We start from the raw sequence: 21,450 nt of genomic DNA, 5'->3' as shown, positions 1-21,450 counted from the left end.
TTGTGCGCGGGCGGTCGGCTGGGTCCCGTCGTCCACCTGTGTGCGCCGCGAGCCGCGGAGCGGTGAAGCTCGCGGCGTGCCCAGGTGGGCGAGGGGCTGGGTCAGGCGGGATCGTCAGACGCCGGCTCGCCGGCGTGCACGTTGCGGCCCTGGTGGCCCGGGGGCTGTCCTGGCGCTTCGGTCGTCGCGTGTGCGCCGCCGGTGCGCCGACGGCCGCTGGTTGCGCGCAGCCTTCGGACGACCGGCGCGGGCTGGCCCACGCTCCTGAAGACGGTGCGCAGCTCGCGGTCGGTCCAACCGGCGCCGAGGGCCGCGGTGAACGCGGCCGAGTAGTCCCGGTCGGCGTCCTCGAGCGCCGCCTGGGCGGCGCGCTTGGTGGCCGCGGCCTCGGCGAGCCGCTGGCCGGAGGCCATGCGGTTGTCCAGCAGCGCCTGGAGCTGGCTGGCATACGTGTCTGGTGTCTCGGTGGTGTCCATATCCGCGACGCTAGGAACAGCCGTGCGCAGTTCCGCCGCGGGCGGCGGAACTTGGGTGGTCCCCATTGCGCGACGTGAGGTGTCCGGCCGGCGGCTAGGTCGTCGGGGGTGCGCCCCCGAACCCCCCGCTGCCGCGCCGCTGCGCGGCTTGCCACTGGTCGCTCTGGTCGCCTCGGGTGCTCTGCTTGCCAGTCGTGCTCGCCTCTGCGGCTCGGGTCACCTGGGAGCGGCGCGGGTGCAGCCCGTGTCGACGCCGCTTCGCGGCGCCTGCTTGTCCGTCCACTACCCGCGCGCCGGGGCCCCGCGCGGAGTCTCCGACGGAGCCTGTTCGGCGATCCCACATCGCCCGACGGCGTAGACGTCAGGCGGGTGCGTGGCTCGCGCGACTTCGCCTCTACACCAGATCGCATGCTCACTGCGACGTTAGGCTGCGGCTACGAGGGGCTTCGAGCCCATACAGGCGCCGCGCATATGAGGCAGGCCCAGGTGCGGACCGGATGTGACCCGGCGCGCACCCGCACCGTAGCGAGCCGCCATGTCGCCCTGCTCCAAGGTCCCGTATCCCTCGGCTCGTGCTGCCGGCATTGCGCTCAAACACATCGGCCGACGCATGCATGCTCGTGGTCGTCGTGCTCCAGTGGCGGTACATCGGTGCATGCTCTGCGGGCTCTGGCACGTGACGTCCACGCGGCCGTCTGGACAGCTCGCCAGGTCGTGGCAGCGCCGAGCTGGCGTGAGGTACCGGTTGTCTCGACCTGCTACGGATGTGCGTATCGCGAATGCTGAGGGCGTGGTGGCGGCCCGTGTCCGGTAGCGCTGCTCGGGTCCGCGTACGGGCGTCGAGCACAAGATCCGGGGAACCGAGCACTAGCCTGAATGCACAGAGGTTGGGTGCCGCCTGATCACGACGATCGGAGATCGCATGCCGGAGCCGCTGTCGCGGGACGAGCAGGACACCATCGTGGGGCAGATCGGCGAGATCCTCGGGCGAGACGGGGGACGAGGACGAGATCGATGCGTTGTACGACCAGCTCGACGCCGAGCACCGGTCGCAGGTCGACGACATGATTCGGGAGTACGCGGACAACGCGGTTGGTGACGAGCACTGGGACTCCGACTCGTGAGGACGCGCGCTCGGGGCGCCGCGTCTGCGCCACGTTCCATCGGCTAGCTCGGCGACGCGCACCTGCCTTCGGCGTGGTCGCGGCCGTGTTCGACTACTGCGGCCTCGACGAGGACAATCCGTTCAGACGTGTCCCCTGGGCGCCGCCGGGTCGGAGTGGACAGCGGCACCGATCACCTGCGCTCGCCATTGCTCGAGCAGCGGGCGAGGGAGCGAGCCGGCGGTGATCGGGACCCCCTGCTCCCGCGCCAGGTCGGCAAGTGAGACCGGGTGCCGCCCGCGCCCTGCGCCGACCTGTGAGGGAATGCCGGCCGTGAGGAACGGACTCAGACTCGCCCGGAGCTCGGTGAGGTCGTCGGTGCTCATCGGTAGGTGCACGCTCTGGCGGTCCAGTTCGAGACGGTGGAAGCGGGGCGCAGGCGCGCCGGACTCGCCGCGGGCGAGCATGTCGCGCCACCGCTCTAGAACGGCTCGGGGGAGGCGACCGTGCCGCGGCGCCCCGTGGAGCCAGGCCAGCTCCGCGAGGTGAGGGGGGTCGGATGCGCGCGGCGGGCGTACGCGGCTGGGACCGTTCGAGCCCAGGAACGGCGCCAACGCCGCGCGCAGCCGCATCAGGTTCTCGGCGCTGAGGTCGAGTCGCACGCGCTGATCGTCGAGCGCGAGGACGTGGGACGAGGCCGCGGGGGTGCCATCGAGGTCGTCGACGACGGATACCAGCATGCGCTTCGACACGGCGCGACCGTAGCTCCGTGCCGGGCACCCCCCGCGCGAGGGGTGCAGGGCCGTAGGTGCTCGCATCCCCACCGTGCCCGCGCGCAGATGTAGGTGCTACCTAGCCGGCTCCTGAGTGTCGGTTGGGCGCCGCTAGCGTCGATGAGTCCTACCTGGTCAGCGGTACATCAGCGTGCCGTCGACGGGTGCGGGGGGCTCAACGACGAGGAGTCGCATTGTCTGCACGATGGAAGGGCCGGGTCGCGTGCCTGGCCGTAGGGTCGCTCGCGACCGCGGGTCTGGCCGGCCTGGCCGGGACGGCCGCGTTCGCCGACGACGCCGACCCGGTGGCGCCGACGTCGGGGCCGCAGTTCAGCGCCCAGGCGCGCACGCTGCTCGGGCTCGAGGGCGTCGAGGCGGTGACGGCGGACGGTGACGGCAACGTCGTGCTGCTGACCACCGAGCCGGTCGAGGAGCTGGTCGACGAGGCCGAGGAGTTCGTGGACGGCCACGGCAACGTCGAGGTCGTCGTCCTGGACGCGCCGCTGACGGCGCTCGCCTCCAGCGACGTGGTCGGCGGCGCCGGGTACGCCGCGTACAACCCGCTGTCGTTCGCCGCCGGGCTGTGCTCGGTCGGCTTCACCGGGTTCACCCCTGCCGGCGCGCCCGCGGTCATCTCCGCGGGGCACTGCACGGACGACGGCGACTTCACCGAGGCCGCGCTGACCGTGCCGGCGGACGACGACGCGGGCGGCGGGGACGACATCTCGCTGCTGGCCGAGCTCGGCACGTTTGGGTTCTCGCAGTTCGGCGGGCCGGGCAACACCCCGGGCGCCGACGGCGACCTCACCAGCACGGACGTGTCCGTGATCGACGTGGCCAACTCCGAACTCACGCTGCTGCCGGCGGTGACCGACTGGACCACCGTGGCGGACCTGTCGGCCTCCACCCGCCCGGTCACGGGCGTGGGCCGCGCGCAGGTCGACCAGGGCGTCGTGAAGTCCGGCCGCACGACGGGGTTCACCTCCGGCAGCGTGATGGGGCACGGCTGGGCCGTCGTTGACGGCCGCGAGGTCGCCGGGTTCATGACCGACGTGCCGGCCGCCGAGGGCGACTCCGGCGGCGCGGTCCTGCAGGGCTCCACCGCCGTCGGCCTGGTGTCCGGCGGCGGTACCAGCGGCGGGGTCCCGGTGATGTGGGCCGCGGACCTGCAGACCGCGCTGGCCCGCACCGGCGGGTACACCGTGGCCGTCGAGGTCGCCGCCCCGGCCCTGACCGGCCCGGCCGACGGCTCGACGATCCTGCCCGGCGCCACCATCACCGGTACCGCCCCGGCTGGCACCGTGCTGTCCGTGAAGCGCGGCAGCGGGGCGCCCGTCGACGTCCCGGTCAGCGGCGCCGGCACTTGGTCGATTACCGCCCCCACCCAGGCCGGCGCGGTGAACTACACCGCGACCGCCCGCAGCGGGTACTCGGTCTCCCAGGCGCTGAGCTTCGGCTACGACGTCGTCCCGGCCACTGGGATCATCAGCCCCGCCGAGGGTGAGCGCGTCGTCACCGGGCTGCAGCAGATCACCGGTGTCGGCAACGCCGGCGAGACCGTCGAACTCAGCGGCGCTGTCACCGAGACCATCGTGGTCGCCGGCGACGGGACCTGGCAGGTGGCGGTCGACCTGTCCTACGGCGTGCACTCCGTGACCGTCGCGCAGACCAGCGGCACCCCGACAGCCCCGGTGACGACCACGTTCCAGGTCGTGCCCGTCGCCCCCGCGATCGCCAGCCTCGACGGCGCGACGTTCGCCGAGGCCGACGCACCCAACCGCGTCGAGGGGACCGGCATCGACGGCGCCAGCGTCCAGGTCGCCGTGAACGACACCGCGGCCCTGGCCGCCGAGGTCGAGCAGGGCGCGTGGAGCGTCGCGCTGGCCGAGCGGCTCGCCGCCGGCGAGCACGCGATCACCGCGACCCAGACGATCAACGGCGCGACGTCCGACCCCGCCCGCGTCGGCCTGACCGTCACCGCCGCCCCCGTCGCGGCGCCGGACACCCCGGCCGCCGCGGCGCCCACCGGGATGCTCGCGCGCACCGGCGCCGAGACCGCGGCCCTCATCGCCGCGATCGCGGTGGTGCTCCTGCTCGCCGGCGGGACGGCCACCGTCCTCGCCCGACGAGCCCCACGCCCGGGCCTGACGCACCTACGCCGCACCGCTCACCACTGAGGCTCCTCGGCGCACCGCGTCGGGGAGCCTCCCTGGTGAGATGCCCGATCGCCGTCGCTGCGACACGAAGTCCTCCGCACGAACCGATGCCGTCGGCGCGCCCCGCCCAGCTAACTGGGGTCGTCCGCGCCCGGCCGGCGGACCCAGATCAGACGCATCCCGTCCGGCACCTGCTCGCGCAGCGCGGCCATCGCCGCGTCGTAGTCCTCGCCCCGACCCTCCAGCTGCGACGTCCGGCGGTCCGGGTCAACCCCGGTGTGGTCCGGGGGGACGGTCTCAGCCAGGGCGTGGAGCACGATCACGGCCCGGAGCCTACGTCCGCCCGCCGACACCAGCCGCCCGCGCGGACGTCGCCCGGGCCCGGCACCCTGAGTCGATCACCCCAGCCGAGCGCTCGATTCCCAGCGACGTGATGCTCGCGCGCGCCGTCGAGACCATCGCGGAGACCTCCGCGCTGCCTGGCGGCACCACCTGGGAACCCAAGTGGGACGGGTACCGGGCGGTCCTCGTCGTCGACGAGCGCGGCGCGCGGGTTCTTTCGCGCCGCGGCACCGACCTCACCGCGGCGCTGCCCGACCTCGCGGCCGCCGCCGCGGCCCAGGTGCCGGTCGGGACCGTCCTCGACGGCGAGGCCGTCGTCTGGTCGACCACCACCGGGACGCTGGACTTCTCCGCGCTGCAGCGGCGCGTGGCCAGTCCGCGCACCGCCGCGCGTCTCGCGCGCGAGCAGCCCGCCTCCTACGCCGCGTTCGACGTCCTCGAGCACGACCGGACCAACCTGCGGCCCCGGCCACACCACGAGCGGCGGACCGTGCTCGCCGAGCTCGCCGCCGCCTGGGCGCCGCCGATGACGCTCTCACCGTCGACGAGCGACGTCGACGTGGCCGCCGCCTGGTTCCGAGACCTCGCCGCGGCCGGCGTCGAGGGGCTGGTCGCCAAGGGCGGCGCCCAGCCCTACCGGCCCGGCCGCCGCGACTGGCTCAAGGTCAAGCACCGGTCGGTGCTCGACGTCGTCTGCGCCGCCGTCATCGGCCCTGTCGCCGCGCCGGAGGCCGCCGTCGCCGGCCTGCCGCTCGACGGCGAGCTGCGCATCGTCGGACGTACCACCCCGCTCAGCGGTATCGCGAGCCGCGACCTGGCGCGCCAGCTCGTCGCGGCGGCCGGCCCCGGCCACCCGTGGCCGGCCGTCGTGCCGGCGTCCGCCGTGCACGGGTTCGGCGCCGGCCGCGAGCCCATCACCCTGACCCTGGTCGACCCGCTCGTCATCGAGGTGTCCGCCGACACCGCCTGGTCCGGAAGGAGCTTCCGACACCCGCTGCGGTTCGTCCGGGTACGTCCTGACTTGCATCTGGAGGAGGTCTCGCCACCCCCGACTACCGCTTGAACTCACCGATATCCGGGGGCAGCCACGGCCCGGATCACCGGTTGGCCAGCATCTCTAGGGTGCATGCATCGATGCTGTATGTGATGCAACCGGCGGCTCGGATCCAGCGCATCGGCGCCTCGTTCTCTTACAGGCGCTTCTCCAGCAGGACCACGTCGAGCCACGTGCTGGCATGCGGACCGTGTCCCATCCGCCCGAGCCGCTCGCGCGTGCCCACGACACGGAACCCGGCTGCCCCGTGCAGGGCGAGGCTGGCGACGTTCTGCGGGAAGACGCCGCACTGGACGGTCCAGATTCCGCCAGTTCGGGCTGACTCCAGCAGGCGATCTAGCAGGTTGCGCCCCACGCCGCGGCCGCGAGCTTCGGGTGCGACATAGACCGAGTGCTCGACGACGCCGGCGTAGACGCAGCGTCCCGAGACCGGGGAGGCAGCGACCCAGCCGAGGACGGTGTCACCGTCGAGGGCGACGAAGCGGTGCTCGGCCAGGTGGTCGTCGTCGAACTCGTCCCAGGACGGCGGCTGGGCCTGAAAGTTCGCAGTGCCGGTCGCGATGCCGGCGTTGTAGATGTCCAGGACCGCGTCGGCGTGCTCGCCGCGCATCGGGGCCACGGTGAAGCCCGTGGCTGTGGTGGTCATTCGCCCGCCCGGTCGAGCACGTGCTCGCCGAGGTGCGCGGTGAGCGCCCGCACCGCGTCCGGGACGAGCGTGTAGTACGCCCAGACCCCGCGCCTCTCACGGGTGACGAAGCCGGCCTCGGTAAGCACCTTGAGGTGGTGCGACACGGTCGGCTGGGACAGTCCGACAGGCTCGGTGAGGTCGCAGACGCACGCCTAGCCGCCGTCGTGGGCGGCGATGATCGACAGCAGCCGCAGGCGGGCAGGGTCGGCCAGCGCCTTCAGCGTGCGCGCGGTGCGCTCGGCGTCCTCGGCGCTCATCGTCGAACCGGTCACGGGGCTGCAGCAGCCCGTGGACGCGGTCGAGGCCACCGGGAGCAGGTCGAGAGCCATGCCCTCATCATGCGCCACGCATTGACGCCTGTCGATGTTGACAGCCGTCGATGGGATGGTCCACGCTCCAGGCATCGACAGGTATCGATGCGAAGGAGGAGTGATGGCACAGGACATCCGGGAGCAGGTCCGGGCGCGCTACGCCCTGGCGGCCGTGCAGGGTGCCGGGGACGCCGGTTGCTGCGGTGGGGACTCGGTCGGTGGGTGCGGGCCGACGGACCTGGTGATCGACGAGCGGTTCGGCGCGGGCCTGTACGGGGCGGAGGACGCGGCGGCGGTGCCGGCCGAGGCGCTGGCGGCCTCGCTGGGCTGCGGGAACCCGCTGATGGTCGCCGAGCTGCGCGAGGGCGAACGTGTGCTGGACCTGGGCTCGGGCGGCGGGATCGACGTGCTGCTGTCCGCGCGGCGGGTCGGCGCGTCCGGGTTCGCCTACGGGGTCGACATGACCGACGAGATGCTCGACTTGGCCCGGGCGAACGCGGCGAAGGTCGGGGCGAGCAACGTGGAGTTCCGCAAGGGCACGATCGAAGACCTGCCCCTGGACGACGCGGCGGTGGACGTGGTGATCTCCAACTGCGTGGTGAACCTGTCGCCGGACAAGCCGGCGGTGCTGGCCGAGGCGTTCCGGGTGCTGGTGCCCGGCGGGCGGTTCGGGATCTCCGACGTGGTCGCCGAGGACCACCTGACCCCCGAGCAGCGCGCCGAGCGCGGCTCGTACGTGGGCTGCATCGCCGGGGCGCTCTCGCACACCGAGTACCTGCAGGGGCTGGCGGCGGCGGGGTTCGTCGACGCCGAGGTCGAGTTCACCCACCCCGTCGCCGAGGGCATGCACGGCGCGATCGTGCGCGCCCGCAAGCCCGCCCCTCAGGAGGCGTGATGCACCCCGACATCTACCTGACCGTCCACCAGCAGCGGGACCGTGAGCTGGCCCGCGAGCTCGAGCTGCGCCGCGCCGCTCAGGACTGCCCGGGCTGCGTCGTGCGCGCCCGCCGGCACCTGGCCGCGCTCGCCGACCGGGTGCGGGCGCGCCTCACCGGCGCCGGCCCGGCCGCGGCGCCGGCCTGCTGCCCGGCCTGACCGAGCACGCACGAGGGCCGCACCCCAGGCGGGGTGCGGCCCTCACGAGCGTTCGCTGGTCAGGCGGTGACGGGCTCGACCCCGAGCTCGGCGAGCAGGGTCAGGATGCGGCCGCGGATCTCGTCGCGGATCGGGCGGACCGACTCGATGCCCTGCCCGGCGGGGTCGGCCAAGGCCCAGTCCTCGTACCGCTTGCCGGGGAAGATCGGGCAGGCGTCGCCGCAGCCCATGGTGATGACGACGTCGGAGGCCTTGACCGCGTCGGTCGTCAGGACCTTGGGGCGCTCGGCGCGGATGTCGATGCCCTCCTCGAGCATGGCCTCCACGGCGACCGGGTTGATCTGCTCGGCGGGCATCGACCCGGCCGAGCGGACCTCGACGGCACCGCCGGACAGCGCCCGCAGGTAGCCGGCGGCCATCTGGGAGCGGCCGGCGTTGTGGACGCAGACGAACAGGGCGGACGGCTTGGTGGTCTCGCTCATCGGGGGTCTCCTCAGGAGTCAGGCGGGCAGGGGGAGGTCGGGCAGCAGGTCGGTGAGCAGTCCACGCACGCGGCGGTCGATCTCGTCGCGGATGGCGCGCACGCCGGTGTCGGAGGCCAGGGCGGGGTCGCCGACGACCCAGTCCTCGTACCGCTTGCCGGGCAGGATTGGGCAGGTGTCGCCGCAGCCCATGGTGATGACGACGTCCGCGGCGCGGACGGCGTCGTCGGTCAGCGGCTTGGGGAACGCCTCTGCGTCGGCCTCGAGCTCGGCGAGCAGCGGCCGGACCCCGGGGTGCACCTCGCCGGCGGGCGAGGAACCCGCCGAGCGGACGACGACGGCGTCGCCGGCGTAGTGGTGCAGGAGGGCTGCGGCGAGCTGGGACCGCCCGGCGTTGGCGACGCACACGAACAGCACCTGCGGGCGGTGCGCGGTCGCCGCGGCGTCCAGGGCGCGGGCGGCGTCGGTGAGGCGCTGGCGGGCGAACCGCTCGGTGTTGACCACCAGGTGCGAGCGAACGGCCGAGGAGCGCGCCAGGCCGGTGTAGGACTCGCGGACCACGGTCAGCACTGCGGCGGGGTCGCGGTCGGGGAAGGCGGCGGCGAGCCGGTCCGCGACCCGCGCGAGCGCGGTCTCGGCGTCGGTCAGCCCGGTCAGGGGGGACAGGTGCGCCGCCTCGGCCGCCACCGGGGCGAACGAGTCCAGCAGGGTGGTGACCGCTCCGCGCAGCGCGGGTTGCACCCGGTAGTACACCCAGGTCCCGCGGCGCTCGGACGTCAGCAGCCCGACGTCCTTGAGCAGCTTCAGGTGGTGCGAGACGGTCGGCTGGGAGACCTCGGCGACCGTGGCCAGGTCGCACACGCACGCCTCGCCGTTCGGGGACGTCGCGATCAGCGACAGCATCCGCAGGCGCAGCGGGTCCCCGAGCGCTTTCAGGGTGCCGGCAACTTGGGTGGCGGCGTCCAGGCCCATCGCGTGGTCGGCAGGCGAGGACTGCGGCGTGCAGCCCTCCTCGATGACGGCGGGGCCGGGTGTCGTGGTGGTCATGAGCGGACCTCCTGCGGTTCGGCGGAGACGGGACGAGCGGTGTCGGTGAACCAGCGTCGGCCGGCCCGCAGGCTGACGTAGACCAGCCCGACCAGGACCGGGACCTCGATCAGCGGGCCGACGACGCCAGCCAGTGCCTGCCCGGAGGTCGCGCCGAACGTGCCGATCGCGACGGCGATGGCGAGTTCGAAGTTGTTGCCCGCCGCGGTGAACGCGAGCGTGGTCGAGCGGGAGTACCCCAGACCCAGGCCCCGGCCGGTGAGCATCCCGACGCCCCACATCACCGCGAAGTACACGAGCAGCGGCAGCGCGATCCGCGCCACGTCGAGCGGCCGGGACATCACGGCGTCACCCTGCAGAGCGAACAGGAGCACGATCGTGAACAGCAGCCCGTATAGCGCCCACGGCCCGATGCGCGGGATGAACCGCTCCTCGTACCAGTTGCGTCCGCGGGTGCGCTCGCCGACCCAGCGGGATGCGAACCCGGCGGCCAGCGGGATGCCGAGGAAGACCAGGACGTTGACCGCGATCTGCCCGATCGAGACGTCCAGCCCGGCGGAGTCCAGCCCGAGCCAGCCGGGCAGCACGCTGAGGTAGAACCAGCCGAGCAGGGAGAACGCTACGACCTGGAACACCGAGTTGATCGCGACCAGCACCGCCGCGGCCTCGCGGTCGCCGCAGGCCAGGTCGTTCCAGATCACGACCATCGCGATGCACCGTGCCAGGCCGACGATGATCAGGCCGGTGCGGTACTCGGGAAGGTCGGGCAGGAACACCCAGGCGAGCGCGAACATCAGCGCAGGCCCGACAACCCAGTTGAGCGCGAGCGAGCTCGCGAGCAGCCGCTTGTCGCCGGTCACCGCCGCGACCCGGTCGTAGCGGACCTTGGCCAGCACCGGGTACATCATCACCAGCAGGCCGAGGGCGATCGGCAGTGAGATCCCGCCGACCTCGAGCTCGGCCAGCGCATCACCGAGCGCCGGGACGAATCGACCCAGCGCAAGACCGGCGACCATCGCCAGGCCGATCCAGACCGGCAGCCACCGATCGAGCGTCGACAGCCGCCCGCGCGTCGCGGTCAGGTCGGGCACCTGCGCGCTCATCGAGCGACCGCCGCAGCGGCCGTGTCCGCGACCCGGGCGTCAAGGGCGGCGACGGCGTCGACGTCGGCGTGCTCGACGGCGGCGGGGATCTCGGCCGGGGAGGCCGGGTCCACGTCGCCGAGCGCGGCCAGGTAGTGCTGCGCGTCGAGCGCGGCCGAGCAGCCCGAGCCGGCGGCGGTGATCGCCTGGCGGTAGGTGTGGTCCACCGCGTCACCGGCGGCGAACACGCCCGGCAGGTTGGTCCGGGTGGACCGGCCCTCGACGACGATGTAGCCGTTCTCGTCGAGGTCGACCTGGCCCGCGAGGAGCTCGGTGCGCGGCACGTGGCCGATCGCGACGAACACGCCGGTGGCGCCGTGCTCGCGGGTCTCGCCGGTCACGGTGTCGCGCAGGGTGACGCCGGTGACCTTCTCGTCGCCGTGGATGCCGACGACCTCGGAGTTCCACGCGAACTGGATCTTCGGGTCGTTCTTGGCGCGGTCGGCCATGATCTTCGACGCCCGGAGCTCGTCGCGACGGTGCACGATCGTCACCGACTTGCCGAACCGGGTGAGGAAGGTGGCCTCCTCGACGGCCGAGTCGCCGCCGCCGACCACGATGATGTCCTGGTCGCGGAAGAAGAACCCGTCGCAGGTCGCGCACCACGAGACGCCGCGGCCGGAGAGCCGCTTCTCGTCGTCCAGGCCGAGCTCGCGGTACGCGGAGCCGGTCGACAGGATGACGGCGCGGGCGCGGATGGTCTCGCCGCCGCCGGTGACGATGGTCTTGACCGGGCCGGCCAGGTCGAGCTCGACGGCGTCGTCCCAGAGCACCTCGGCGCCGAACCGCTCGGCCTGCTTCTGCAGGTTGTCCATGAGGTCGGGGCCCAGGATGCCGTCGGGGAACCCGGGGAAGTTCTCGACGTCCGTGGTGTTCATGAGCGCGCCGCCGGCGGTCACCGACCCGGCCACCACGTAGGGGGCCAGGCCCGCGCGCGCCGCGTAGATCGCGGCGGAGTACCCGGCGGGGCCGGAGCCGACGATGACGATGTCGCGGACGGGGGGTTGGTTCGACATGTCTCTATGTTGACACACATCAAAACAGTACGAAAGCCGCCGTCGACCTCGGTTTCCCCAAGCGCTCCGGCGACGGCATCCGAGTTTCAGCCAGCGACGTTCGCCCCAGGGGCATCCACTGCTATTCGAAGTCAGGGGCCGAGTAAGTCAGATGGCGGCGGCGCGGGCCGCACCCCGCAGGCGGGGTGCGGCCCCAGCGCGCTACCCGACGCGGATGAACTTCGGGTTGGACTGCCAGATCTCGCGGATCTGAATGCTCTTGCCGGGGGTGGGCGCGTCGACCTGAAGGTTCCCGCCGGCGTAGATGGAGATGTGCCCCGGCGACCAGATCAGGTCACCGGGCTGGGCCTGGTCGCGCGGGACCTCGACGCCGGCGTACCGCTGGTCGCCGGACGTGCGGGGCAGCGCGATCCCCACCTGCGCGTAGACGTAGGAAGTGAACCCGGAGCAGTCGAACCCGGACGGGGTCGTGCCGCCCCAGACGTACGGGATCCCGACCAGGCTCGAGGCGATCTCGACGATGGCGCTGCCGTTCGCGCTCGCCGGCGCGGGCGCGCCGACGGCCGCGGGAGCGGGCTCGGCGGCCGGCGCCTCGGGCTCTGCCGATCGCGACCGGCTCGCCGCCGCATCGGGCTCGGGCTCCTCCTCAACGACGGGCGGCGGGGGCGGCGGCGGGGTGACCGCGGTCGCGGCCGGGTTCTCAAAAGTCCAGGACGCCTCCGCGGGCGAGGCGACGACCGGGGCGGCCTCGACGATGGCACGGGCGGAGGCGGTCAGGGCCGAGACGTCCACGGCGGTGGTCCGGACCTCGTCGTCGGCGAGGGCGGGTGCCGCGAGGAGCGACACCGCCAGGCCGGACGAGGCGACGGCGGCGCCGGTGCGCCGGGTGGTGCTGGACAGGTGGTGCGCCGCGGTGAGGCGGGCGTCCGTGAGCAAGGTGTGTGCTCGGCCGTCCGCGCGGTGCCGCGCGGAGGTCGTGTGGCGTGAAGGCATGGATGTCTCCTGCCGCCTGCGGGGTGAGCTGTCGGGTTCGGGCGGGAGACGCCCGGCCGGTCCGTGGACCGGCTTCACCCCGAGGGCACCTGCGTGCCCGGCGATCGGTGGTTCCCCCGTTCCTGCCATGCGTGGTCGAGATGATCCGGGTGGTGGCAGGACTCGGCGTCCACCCGGTCGCTCAGATCTGCCCCTGAGCGCGTTGATGACGGTGCTGCTCCGGGCGTGGCCCGGAGGTCGTGCGGTGGTGTGGTCTCAGTCCTCCCTGGTCCGTCCTGGCGACTGCAGCAGGTGCTGCGGTCTCACGTCTTGTAGACCCAGTGCCACGGTTCGCGTGGGGTGTCCTCGACGAACCCGAACCGCCCCGCGTTCGCGCGCATCCACCTCTGAGCGGCGTCGTCCAGATCGAGGTCGACGGCCACGCCCCAGCCGTGCGGGCTGGTGCCGGGCTGGGCCGCCAGGCCGCCCTGGGAGTACAGGCCCTTGCGGCGGGCGACATCGACCTGGGCGTCGTACGACCGGTAGGAGTCGGTGATGCCGACGTCGATCCCGTCGCGCTCGGCGGCGGTCATCAGCTGGTCGAGGGCCTGGCTTGCGGGCGCCCACAGCCGGTGTCCGGTGCTCCCGACCTCGGAAAGTGCGTCGCTCGGGATCTTCCCGTTGCCGTGGGCCGCGAGGTCGGCGGGCACGCCCTGGGCGTTGCGGGCCGTGGAAGGGCTGGGGGTCGTGTCGTCGACGGCCGCCGAGAGCGCCGCCGCGAACGCGTCGCCCGAGCCCCCCGCCGGCTTCACGAGGCGGGGTGTGGTGGCGCCGATGAGCTGGCGGATCTCAAGGATGCGGGCGCTGGTCGCGGTGATGCCGTCCACGCGGTCCTCCTTCCGGTGTCGCGCAGGGGGTGCTGGTGGTGGTCATCGCAGCCCGAGCAGGGGTGCGGGGTCGACGGTCTTGCCGCCGACGTAGACCTCGAAGTGCAGGTGGCACGCTCCGGACAGGCCGGTGTTGCCGGAATACCCGATGAGCTGGCCGCGCGTCACGGATTGCCCGGCGCGGACCACCGAGCGGGTCAAGTGGTTCGAGGAGCTCATCAGCGACTGCCCGCTGATGGTGCCGTAGTTGAGCATCACCTGGTTGCCGAACCCGTTGCGCCACTCGGCCCACTGCACGGTGCCGTCGCGCGGGGCATACAGCGGTGTGTTGCAGTACGTGCGCAGGTCGATCCCTGCGTGCAGGCGCGTGTAGCCCAGGATCGGGTGCAGCCGCATGCCGTAGTTCGACGTGACGTACATCGGCTGGATCGACGTCGGGTTCGAGAACAGCGCGCCGGACTCGACCGCCGGCGGTGCTGGAGGGGCAGCGGGCGGAGCGGCCGGGCCCGGCTTCCCCGGAGCGGCCGGCTGCGGTGGCGCAGGGTTCGCGGGTGCCGGCCGAGCCGCGGCCGCGGCTGCCGCTTCGGCCTCCTGCTGCGCCGCGATCCGCGCGATCTCGGCGTCCGCGTCGGCCCGGGCGGCGTCGGCTGCGGCCTGCTCCGCCTCAGCCTGGCCCTTCATGCCCTCGATGCGTTGGGCGGCCGCCGTCTGGTCGGCCACGGCCCGGTCGAGGGCCGCGTTCTGCTCGCGCTGGGCTGCCAGGGCGTCGTCGGCCGCGCGGGCATCGCGCTCGGCTTCCTGCTCGAGCTCGTCGAGGGTCTCGACCACGGACTGCAGCCGGGACTCGTTGCTGCGGCCGGCTGCCTCGAGCTTGGTCAGTTCCTCGAGCGTGCGTGCCTGCATCCGCTGGGCCGTGGACGCGGTGAACGACCGCGCCTGGAAGTCCTCAACCGAGCTGGCGCCCACCGTGATCTCCAGACCGGAGGAACGCGACCGCCCCTGGTAGGCGGCGCGGGCGAGCTCGGCGACGGTGGCGCGCACCTCGGCGGTCCGGGTGGAGTCCTGCTCGATCTGGGCGACCAGCGAGGCGTGCACGTCGCTGGTGTCCTCCAGGCGGGCGCGCGCGAGCGTGGCCTGGCGCCGGGCGGCGTCTGCAGTCCGAGTCGCCTCCTCGAGCGCCGCCTGGGCTGCGGGCAGGCGGGCCTTCGTCTCCTCCAGGGTCAGTACGGCCTGCGCGAGTTCCGCAGACAGGTCCTCGACCGACTCCTGCGCGTCCTCGTACTGACGCTGAGCGGCCTCGGCCCGCTGCTGTGCCGCGCGCGCCTGGTCGTCGGTGGTGTCACCGGCGGCCGGCCCAGCGGGCAGCAGCACCGCCACGACCATGACCGCGGCCAGGGCTGCCGTCGCGAACGCGCGAGGACGGCCCGTGGCCGCGGCTCGCGACCGACGGGTGGGGGCGCTCACCACGGGCGGCTCGAGCGGCTGGGTCCGGCGGTGTCCAGGTCCGCGCGCAGGCGGCCGTACATCTCGGCATCGATCGTCCCCGACGCGAGCCACTCATCGAGCGCCGCACGCGGACTGCTGGCGGCACGCGTGGGGAACAGCCGGGACACGCCCCACACGGCCAGCGTGATCAGGGTGAACCAGGCGGCGGCCATGACCGCCCAGCCGGCGGGGCTCATCTGGCACCACATGCTGGGCCGCCGCCAGACCGGTGACCGTCGTGGGGTACGTGCATGCCCTCAACTGTCGGCAGCGCGCGTCAAGTCTCCTCTGGCGGACGATGAAGATTCGATCAAGATCGCCGAGCCGGACCGCGACTCATACCCTCAGGCAGGCGCGCTGCGCACCGCGGTGGCGGTCAGGTGAGCTGCAGGCTGGTCAGGCACGTCAGGTCCTCGTCGCCGGTCGCGACACTGGCCTGTGCGCTGCGGCCGGCGGCGGTGACCGTGACCGTGGCGCCGATGTCGCGCGGGAGCCAGAACCCGACGAACCCGTTGTCGTGGGCGCGGGTCGTCTCGTCCACGTACACCTCACCGGTGCGGTCGTCGACGATCTGCACCGTGATCTCCTCGCCGCCCATCTCGCCGGTGCAGGTGGTCAGCGAGTGGAAGTAGCAGTCGTGCGTCCGGTCCACGTACGGCGCGATCGACAGGTAGTGCCCTTCCTCGATCGGGACCGAGACCTCTTGCGACCCGTTCGGCGAGGACACCAGGACCTCGTCCTGGCGGATGGATGCCAGCACGTCCTGGGGTCGCTCGCCCAGGGGCATCGCCTCGAGCTGATCGATCAGCTCCGTGGCGTCCAGCTCGGCCCACGTCTCGACGGCGGTCGCAGGCGCGTCATCGGCAGCTTCCGGCTGGGCCGCGCAACCGGCGAGAACCAGGGCGGTGAGCGCCACGGAGGCGAGCAGGCGGGGTCGGTGGGTGAGCCTCATGTTCTCCAGAGTAGAAAGCCGTCGGTTCGACCGAGGTGGGCACGAAGTCCCGGCGCGCCGCCCCGGGTGCCGAGGCAGCGAACCTCTCGGTGAGTCGGCGAGGTGGGCCAGTGTGCGACGGCGTCGATGTCAGTGAGTTGTCGATCCCACGACATCGGGGGCCTCGGACCCGCGGTGGATCACGTGCTCCGAGAGCTCGGGCGGGACGGCTCTGGCACCCGGACCACCGGCACGCAGCCAGTCTTCGAGCGCCCGGGTCTGGTGGTCGCCCGCCAGGCGCTCGAACCACACGGGCGCTGCTCCAGCGCGTCGGCATGAGCCCGAGGGGCGGGCCACGACGACGTCGCCGCGTTCGCACTCGTCGAGGCACTCCACGAACGTCAGGCGAGCAGCGACGCGCTCGGCCACCGCCCGCAGCCGTGCCATCTGACCGCCCGGCATCGGGTCGCGGTGCCCCAGTGTCTCACCCGCGCACAGCGAGCAGGCGGTCAGCCCGGGAAGGGTGGCCTCCCGGGCGGGCTCGGTGGGGGTATCAGGCACCGGACGACGATACGGGGCGCGGGCGCGCGAGGACGTCCCCGGTCGATGAAGTTTCGATCAGGAAGTTCCCACACGATCCGCGCAGTGCTCGTCGAGGTGCAGGCTCCTGGCCACAATGGCCGCATGACACCGCCCGAGGCCACGATGCGCGCCGTCGTGATCGACGACGAGCAGGCGCTCGCCTCGGTCGTCGGCGGTTACCTTGAGCGGGAGGGCTTCGAGGTGTCCTTGTGCCACGACGGCAGCGCCGCGGTCGCCCTGCTGCGTGAGGTCGACCCGGACGTGGTGGTCCTCGACCTCGGGCTGCCGGGGGTCGACGGCGTGGAGATCTGCCGGCAGCTGCGCACGTTCTCCGATTGCTACGTCGTCATGCTCACCGCGCGCAGCGACGAGGTCGACACCTTGATCGGGCTGTCCGTGGGGGCGGACGACTACATGACCAAGCCGTTCAGCCCGCGGGAGCTGATGGCCCGGATCCGCGTCATGCTGCGTCGCCCGCGCCGAGCCGCTCCTGCAGACCAGGGCTCCGCGCCGGTCGAGACCCGCAGGGTCACCGTCGGTGGCCTCGTCCTGGATCTGGACGCGCGCGAGGTCGAGGTCGACGGCGAGCCGGTCGTCCTGACCCGCTTGGAGTTCGACGTGCTGGCCGCGCTGGCCTCGCGACCCGGCGTCGTGTTCTCCCGGCCCGCGCTGATCCGCGCCGTCTGGGGCGAGGGCTGGGTGGGCGACGAGCACCTGGTCGACGTCCACGTGCTGCACGTGCGCCGCAAGCTCAAGGACACCGCTCAGCAGCAACGGTTCGTGCGCACCGTCCGCGGGGTGGGGTACCGGATGGGACCCGGATGAGGACGCGCGAGGCGATCGGCCCCGGCAGCATCGGGCGGCGGCTGCTGGTCTCGATCGTCCTGGTGCTCGTGGCCGCCGCGGCCACGGCCTGGCTGGTGGCGACGCTCGTGGGGCCGGCCTTGTTCCACGAGCACCTGGTGCAGGCCAACATCGCCGACCACGAGCTCGCCGACCTGCACATCGAAGAGGCGTTCCAGTCGGCGAGCACCATCGCCCTCGGCCTGGCGATGGTCGTCGCGGGCGTCACCGCCCTGACGGTCAGCGTGGTCCTGACGCGCCGTGTGGGGCGCTCAGTCTCCCAGATGGCCCGCGCCGCCGCGCAGGTCGGCTCCGGCCGGTTCGACGCCCGGGTCCCGCTGCCGGGCATCGGTGTCGAGTTCGACCAGCTTGCTGGGTCGTTCAACACCATGGCCGCCCACCTCGAAGCCGACGAACGACTGCGTGAGCGGCTGCTGACCGACGTCGCCCACGAGCTGCGAACCCCGGCGGCGACCCTCACCGCCTACGTCGAAGCGCTTGAGGACGGCGTGCGCGTCCTGGACACCGAGACGATCACCGTTCTGAACGACCAGGCCCAGCGCCTGACCCGACTCGCCAGCGACCTCGCCGCGGTCACCCGCGCCGAGAGCGGAGAGCTCGACCTTCACCTCGCCGACGTCCCCGCCGGCGAGCTCGTCGAGGCCACCGCGCTCGTCGCACGCGAGCGAGCCGAGACCGCCGGCGTCACCCTCACCACCCAGAACGGCGCCGACGCCGGGGTCGTGCGGGTCGACCGCGTCCGCATGGCGCAGGTGCTGGACAACCTCGCGGTGAACGCGATCCGCCACACGCCCGCCGGCGGACGCATCATCCTCTCTGCCGGTCGCCGCGACGCCACCACGATCGAACTGACCGTCACCGACACCGGCGAGGGCATCGCCGCCGAGCACCTGCCGCACCTGTTCGAGCGGTTCTACCGCGTCGACAGCGCCCGCGACCGCCGCCACGGTGGATCGGGCGTCGGCCTGGCGATCTGCCGGGCGCTCGTCCAGGCCCATGGCGGAACGATCGACGCAGCCAGCGAAGGCCTCGGTCGCGGCTCGCGGTTCTCCGTCCGACTGCCGGACGCGACCACCACCGCTACTCGCGCCTGACCGACGGCAGGCTTCATCGAAACTTGATGCACGCGTGATCGTCGGCGCAGGTGGTGCGCGGGACCGTGGTGGCATGCCCAGCACGCCCGGCCAGTTGAAGAGCCTGACCGACCCGGTCGTCACGGTGGTGCGCTCACCCGCATGCCACCTCTGCGACGCCGCACTCGACACCCTCGACCGGCTGCGCGAGCGCACACCGCTGCGCTTGCGGGTTCTCGAGGCACGGTCCGACGAGGGGCAGCAGCTGGTCGCCGAGCACCGTGCGGCGATGAGCCCACTGGTCCTGCTCGACGGGGAGTTCGTCAGCTCCGGGCGACTGCGCACCGGGCGCCTTCTCGACCTGCTTCGCCAGCGCGGCGCCGACGTCCCGCTGACCGCGGTGCGCTGAGATGGGTTCGGAGCTGCTGACGACCGGCAGCGTCCTGGCGGCGTTCTTCGCCGGCGGCGTCGCGCTGTTCGCGCCGTGCTGCATCGTATTCCTCGCGCCGAGCTACCTCGCCGGCGCCGTCAAGAACCGGCGGTGGCGGCTGCTGCCCCTGACGTTCGTGTTCGCCGCCGGCCTGGCGACCGTCCTGCTGCCCATCACCCTCGGGGTCAGCATGGTCGCCGGCGCGATCGCCCGGTACCACGCGCCGCTGTACTACGCCGGCGGCGCCCTGATGCTCGCGCTCGCCGCGCTCGCGCTGTCAGGGCGCATGTGGTCGCTGCCGAGCGCGCTGCGCGCCCCCGACACCCACGGCGGGGACACCGCGAGCTTCTTCGCCCTGGGCGTCTTCTCCGGGATCGCCTCCAGCTGCTGCGCACCCGTGCTCGCCGGCGTGATGACGCTGTCCGCACTGTCGGGGTCGCCAGCCGGTGGGCTGCTGCTGGGCCTGGCGTACGTCTTCGGGATGGTCTTCCCGCTGTTCGTGATGGCACTGATCTGGGACAAGGCCCGGCTACGGGACCGGACCTGGCTGAGCCCCAGGACCGTCCGGCTGCGCCTGGCCGGCCGCACGCTCACCACGAGCACCTTGAACATCGCCGTCGCAGCCGGGTTCACGGTCATGGGTGTCGCCGTGATCCTGCTCGCCGGCAGCCCGGACATGACCCGAGGAACCCAGGCGCAGGCCGCGATCGGCCGCACCCTGACCTCCGTGTTCTCCCGGTTCGAGGACTGGACCTCCCCGGTCCCCGAGCCCGTGCTCGGACTGGCGCTGGTCGCCCTGGCCGCACTGTTCGTGTGGGGCACCTTGTCCGAGCGCCGGCGCGCACGCACCACCCGGCCCGAGACCACTCCCGAGCAGCGACCCACGGGCGAGGCGAGCTGCCACGAGCACGACACCGAAGGAGCACACCGATGACCTCCGCCACGGCCGCCCGCAAGCAGCGCGCCGCCGCCCTCGCCCAGGTCCGGCACGACCAGCAGCGGCACGACCGGCGACGCAGGATCGTCATCACCACCGCCTCTGCCGCACTGGTCGTCCTCGTGATCGCCGTGGTCACCGCCGCGTTGCTGTCCTCGCGCGAGGTCACCTCCACCGAGGCCGGACCCGCTCCCGACTTCACGCTCAAGAGCACCGACGGCTCCACCGTGAGCCTGTCGGACTTCCGCGGCACCCCGGTCGTCCTGTACTTCAACGAGGGCGCCGGCTGCGGATCCTGCCTGCAGCAGATGGGTGAGATCGAGAAGGACCCCGCCTTCGTCGACGCCGGCATCACCGTCCTGCCGATCGTCATGAACACCGCCGAGCAGATCAGCGCCGACATGGCCACCTACGGCGTCACGACCCCCTTCCTGCTCGACGACGGCACCGTCTCCGAGCAGTACGGGACGCTCGGCACCGGCATGCACGCAGGACTCCCCGGCCACAGCTTCGTCCTCGTCGACGCCGACGGCACCCGCCGCTGGTCCGGCAACTACCCCTCCATGTGGCTGGCCCCCGGCGACCTGCTCAAGCAGGTCCAGGCCAACCTGCCCGCCTGACCCACCCAAGGAGACGCCCATGAGCGACCAGTGCTGCCAGTTCACGATGACCGACGAGGACGAGCTCGACCGTCCGGACGACACCTCCGCGGAGCAGACCGCGAGCCCCCAGGCGGGGTGCTGCGGCGCCGACACCCAGGTCGGCACCACCACGGCACCGGCCGGGAGCAGCTGCTGCGGCGGCCCCACCGCCACCGGCGCCCCGAGCATGACCGCGCCCGTCGCCTGACCTGCAGCGCGACGAGCCAGCCCTACCCGAAGGAGTCCCCATGTCCCCGAAGAAGCGCCACACGCTCGCAGTCGCTGCGGCGTCGCTGGCCCTCGGAGTCGTCCTCAGCGCCTGCTCCAACGGTGCCGAGACCACCAGCGGCGAGCAGCCCAGCACCAGCACATCCGACGCGGCGGCCACGTCCCAGGAGCACAACGACGCGGACACCGAGTTCGCGCAGATGATGATCCTGCACCACCAGGGCGCCATCGAGATGGCCGCCATGGCTGAGGGGCGCGCTCAGAGCGAAGAGGTCCAGCAGCTGTCCAGCGACATCCAGTTCGCCCAGCAGCCCGAGATCGACCTCATGACCTCCTGGCTGGAGACCTGGGGCGAGGAGCCGTCCAGCAGTGATGACGACATGGGTGGCATGGACCACTCCAGCGGCCACACCGGCATGGCCGACGACGCCCAGATGCAGCAGCTCCAGGACGCCGGCGCGGACTTCGACCGGATGTTCCTGGAGATGATGATCGAGCACCACCAGGGCGCGATCACCATGTCCGAGCAGGAGCAGGCCAACGGCCTGAACAAGGACGCACTCGCCCTGGCCGGGACGATCATCGGCGACCAGACCGAGGAGATCGCGAAGATGAAGCAGATGCTCGCCGACATGTGAGCACCCACGACGCAGCGCCACCGGGACACCCCCTTGCCCCGGTGGCGCTGCTTTGTGCGTGCCAAGCTCGTCGGTTTCATCGACGCTTCACCAGCAA

Annotated in this window: 25 protein-coding genes, 1 pseudogene and 1 riboswitch; of the genes and pseudogenes, 11 read left to right on the top strand and 15 right to left on the bottom strand. The window is 72.7% G+C overall.

Annotation, left to right across the window (positions count from 1 at the left end; translation table 11 throughout):
* Window positions 1–101: 101 nt before the first annotated feature.
* On the bottom strand, window positions 102–476 hold the full coding sequence (locus tag FKM96_RS07945; RefSeq protein ID WP_147794790.1) for a hypothetical protein: 375 nt from the start codon (window positions 474–476) through the stop codon (window positions 102–104).
* 1,246 nt (window positions 477–1,722) lie between these two features.
* Entirely contained in the window at window positions 1,723–2,331 is a 609-nt protein-coding gene (locus FKM96_RS07940) for a histone-like nucleoid-structuring protein Lsr2 (protein ID WP_168216915.1), read from the bottom strand.
* 215 nt (window positions 2,332–2,546) lie between these two features.
* On the opposite strand from FKM96_RS07940, the gene FKM96_RS07935 reads away from it, so the two are divergent.
* Window positions 2,547–4,529 (top strand): S1 family peptidase, encoded by a 1,983-nt coding sequence (locus FKM96_RS07935; RefSeq protein WP_147794788.1) that lies wholly within the window; start codon window positions 2,547–2,549, stop codon window positions 4,527–4,529.
* Window positions 4,530–4,639: 110 nt separating this feature from the next.
* Here the strand turns inward: FKM96_RS07935 and FKM96_RS07930 are convergent, their stop codons facing one another.
* Window positions 4,640–4,831 carry a hypothetical protein gene (locus FKM96_RS07930; RefSeq protein ID WP_147794787.1) on the bottom strand — a complete coding sequence of 64 codons (192 nt, stop codon included), beginning with the start codon at window positions 4,829–4,831 and terminating at the stop codon, window positions 4,640–4,642.
* Window positions 4,832–4,941: 110 nt separating this feature from the next.
* Between FKM96_RS07930 and FKM96_RS07925 the strand changes: the two genes are divergently transcribed.
* On the top strand, window positions 4,942–5,913 hold the full coding sequence (locus tag FKM96_RS07925) for an ATP-dependent DNA ligase (RefSeq protein ID WP_147794786.1): 972 nt from the start codon (window positions 4,942–4,944) through the stop codon (window positions 5,911–5,913).
* A 127-nt stretch (window positions 5,914–6,040) separates the two neighbouring features.
* Here FKM96_RS07925 and FKM96_RS07920 read toward each other — a convergent pair whose 3' ends face one another.
* Both FKM96_RS07920 and FKM96_RS07915 read right to left on the bottom strand, forming a co-directional pair.
* On the bottom strand, window positions 6,041–6,514 hold the full coding sequence (locus FKM96_RS07920; protein WP_168216914.1) for a GNAT family N-acetyltransferase: 474 nt from the start codon (window positions 6,512–6,514) through the stop codon (window positions 6,041–6,043).
* Between the two features lie 32 nt (window positions 6,515–6,546).
* Window positions 6,547–6,921: pseudogene (locus tag FKM96_RS07915) on the bottom strand (metalloregulator ArsR/SmtB family transcription factor).
* Between the two features lie 103 nt (window positions 6,922–7,024).
* Here FKM96_RS07915 and arsM point away from each other — a divergent pair.
* Both arsM and FKM96_RS07905 read left to right on the top strand, forming a co-directional pair.
* Entirely contained in the window at window positions 7,025–7,798 is a 774-nt protein-coding gene (gene arsM / locus FKM96_RS07910) for an arsenite methyltransferase (RefSeq protein WP_147794784.1), read from the top strand.
* Window positions 7,798–7,998 carry a hypothetical protein gene (locus FKM96_RS07905; protein WP_147794783.1) on the top strand — a complete coding sequence of 67 codons (201 nt, stop codon included), beginning with the start codon at window positions 7,798–7,800 and terminating at the stop codon, window positions 7,996–7,998. The genes arsM and FKM96_RS07905 overlap by 1 nt, the downstream gene beginning before the upstream one ends.
* A gap of 59 nt (window positions 7,999–8,057) precedes the next feature.
* Here FKM96_RS07905 and FKM96_RS07900 read toward each other — a convergent pair whose 3' ends face one another.
* The 10 genes from FKM96_RS07900 to FKM96_RS07855 all read right to left on the bottom strand — a co-directional run bounded on the left by FKM96_RS07900 (window position 8,058) and on the right by FKM96_RS07855 (window position 16,521).
* Window positions 8,058–8,480, bottom strand: a complete 423-nt coding sequence (locus FKM96_RS07900) for an arsenate reductase ArsC (protein ID WP_147794782.1) — start codon at window positions 8,478–8,480, stop codon at window positions 8,058–8,060.
* Window positions 8,481–8,498: 18 nt separating this feature from the next.
* On the bottom strand, window positions 8,499–9,527 hold the full coding sequence (locus FKM96_RS07895; RefSeq protein WP_147794781.1) for a metalloregulator ArsR/SmtB family transcription factor: 1,029 nt from the start codon (window positions 9,525–9,527) through the stop codon (window positions 8,499–8,501).
* Entirely contained in the window at window positions 9,524–10,630 is a 1,107-nt protein-coding gene (arsB, locus tag FKM96_RS07890) for an ACR3 family arsenite efflux transporter (RefSeq protein WP_147794780.1), read from the bottom strand. Before arsB ends, FKM96_RS07895 begins: the two co-directional genes overlap by 4 nt.
* Window positions 10,627–11,685, bottom strand: coding sequence for a thioredoxin-disulfide reductase (gene trxB / locus FKM96_RS07885; RefSeq protein WP_147794779.1), 1,059 nt, complete (start codon window positions 11,683–11,685; stop codon window positions 10,627–10,629). Before trxB ends, arsB begins: the two co-directional genes overlap by 4 nt.
* A gap of 201 nt (window positions 11,686–11,886) precedes the next feature.
* Complete coding sequence (locus FKM96_RS07880) at window positions 11,887–12,678, bottom strand: C40 family peptidase (protein WP_147794778.1); 792 nt, start codon at window positions 12,676–12,678, stop codon at window positions 11,887–11,889.
* Window positions 12,678–12,856, bottom strand: a riboswitch (cyclic di-AMP (ydaO/yuaA leader). Its footprint overlaps the gene before it by 1 nt.
* A 124-nt stretch (window positions 12,857–12,980) precedes the next feature.
* Complete coding sequence (locus tag FKM96_RS07875) at window positions 12,981–13,544, bottom strand: D-alanyl-D-alanine carboxypeptidase family protein (RefSeq protein WP_147794777.1); 564 nt, start codon at window positions 13,542–13,544, stop codon at window positions 12,981–12,983.
* A gap of 42 nt (window positions 13,545–13,586) precedes the next feature.
* Entirely contained in the window at window positions 13,587–14,921 is a 1,335-nt protein-coding gene (locus tag FKM96_RS07870) for a M23 family metallopeptidase (protein WP_147794776.1), read from the bottom strand.
* An 83-nt stretch (window positions 14,922–15,004) separates the two neighbouring features.
* Window positions 15,005–15,226: a hypothetical protein gene (locus FKM96_RS07865; protein ID WP_147794775.1), complete on the bottom strand. Its 222-nt coding sequence runs from the start codon at window positions 15,224–15,226 to the stop codon at window positions 15,005–15,007.
* 179 nt (window positions 15,227–15,405) lie between these two features.
* Window positions 15,406–15,981 (bottom strand): CueP family metal-binding protein, encoded by a 576-nt coding sequence (locus FKM96_RS07860; RefSeq protein WP_147794774.1) that lies wholly within the window; start codon window positions 15,979–15,981, stop codon window positions 15,406–15,408.
* Window positions 15,982–16,110: 129 nt separating this feature from the next.
* Entirely contained in the window at window positions 16,111–16,521 is a 411-nt protein-coding gene (locus FKM96_RS07855; RefSeq protein ID WP_246855255.1) for a hypothetical protein, read from the bottom strand.
* Between the two features lie 123 nt (window positions 16,522–16,644).
* On the opposite strand from FKM96_RS07855, the gene FKM96_RS07850 reads away from it, so the two are divergent.
* From FKM96_RS07850 to FKM96_RS07820, 7 genes are all read left to right on the top strand, one after another.
* Window positions 16,645–17,367, top strand: coding sequence for a response regulator transcription factor (locus FKM96_RS07850; RefSeq protein WP_147794773.1), 723 nt, complete (start codon window positions 16,645–16,647; stop codon window positions 17,365–17,367).
* Window positions 17,368–17,429: 62 nt separating this feature from the next.
* The gene (locus FKM96_RS07845) at window positions 17,430–18,500 is read left to right on the top strand and encodes a cell wall metabolism sensor histidine kinase WalK (protein WP_246855254.1); all 1,071 of its coding nucleotides are present in this window, start codon (window positions 17,430–17,432) and stop codon (window positions 18,498–18,500) included.
* Window positions 18,501–18,573: 73 nt separating this feature from the next.
* Window positions 18,574–18,888, top strand: coding sequence for a glutaredoxin (locus tag FKM96_RS07840; protein ID WP_210417390.1), 315 nt, complete (start codon window positions 18,574–18,576; stop codon window positions 18,886–18,888).
* A 1-nt stretch (window position 18,889) separates the two neighbouring features.
* A complete protein-coding gene (locus FKM96_RS07835) occupies window positions 18,890–19,843 on the top strand; it encodes a cytochrome c biogenesis CcdA family protein (RefSeq protein WP_147794771.1) in 954 nt (317 codons plus the stop codon).
* A complete protein-coding gene (locus tag FKM96_RS07830; RefSeq protein ID WP_147794770.1) occupies window positions 19,840–20,466 on the top strand; it encodes a peroxiredoxin in 627 nt (208 codons plus the stop codon). Before FKM96_RS07835 ends, FKM96_RS07830 begins: the two co-directional genes overlap by 4 nt.
* Window positions 20,467–20,485: 19 nt before the next feature.
* Window positions 20,486–20,695, top strand: coding sequence for a hypothetical protein (locus tag FKM96_RS07825; RefSeq protein ID WP_147794769.1), 210 nt, complete (start codon window positions 20,486–20,488; stop codon window positions 20,693–20,695).
* A gap of 40 nt (window positions 20,696–20,735) precedes the next feature.
* Window positions 20,736–21,353: a DUF305 domain-containing protein gene (locus tag FKM96_RS07820; protein WP_147794768.1), complete on the top strand. Its 618-nt coding sequence runs from the start codon at window positions 20,736–20,738 to the stop codon at window positions 21,351–21,353.
* Window positions 21,354–21,450: the final 97 nt, after the last annotated feature.

Source organism: Cellulomonas sp. Y8 (genome assembly GCF_008033115.1).
In the GTDB taxonomy this organism is placed as follows: domain Bacteria; phylum Actinomycetota; class Actinomycetes; order Actinomycetales; family Cellulomonadaceae; genus Cellulomonas.
This window is presented reverse-complemented; position numbering and strand designations above follow the sequence as displayed.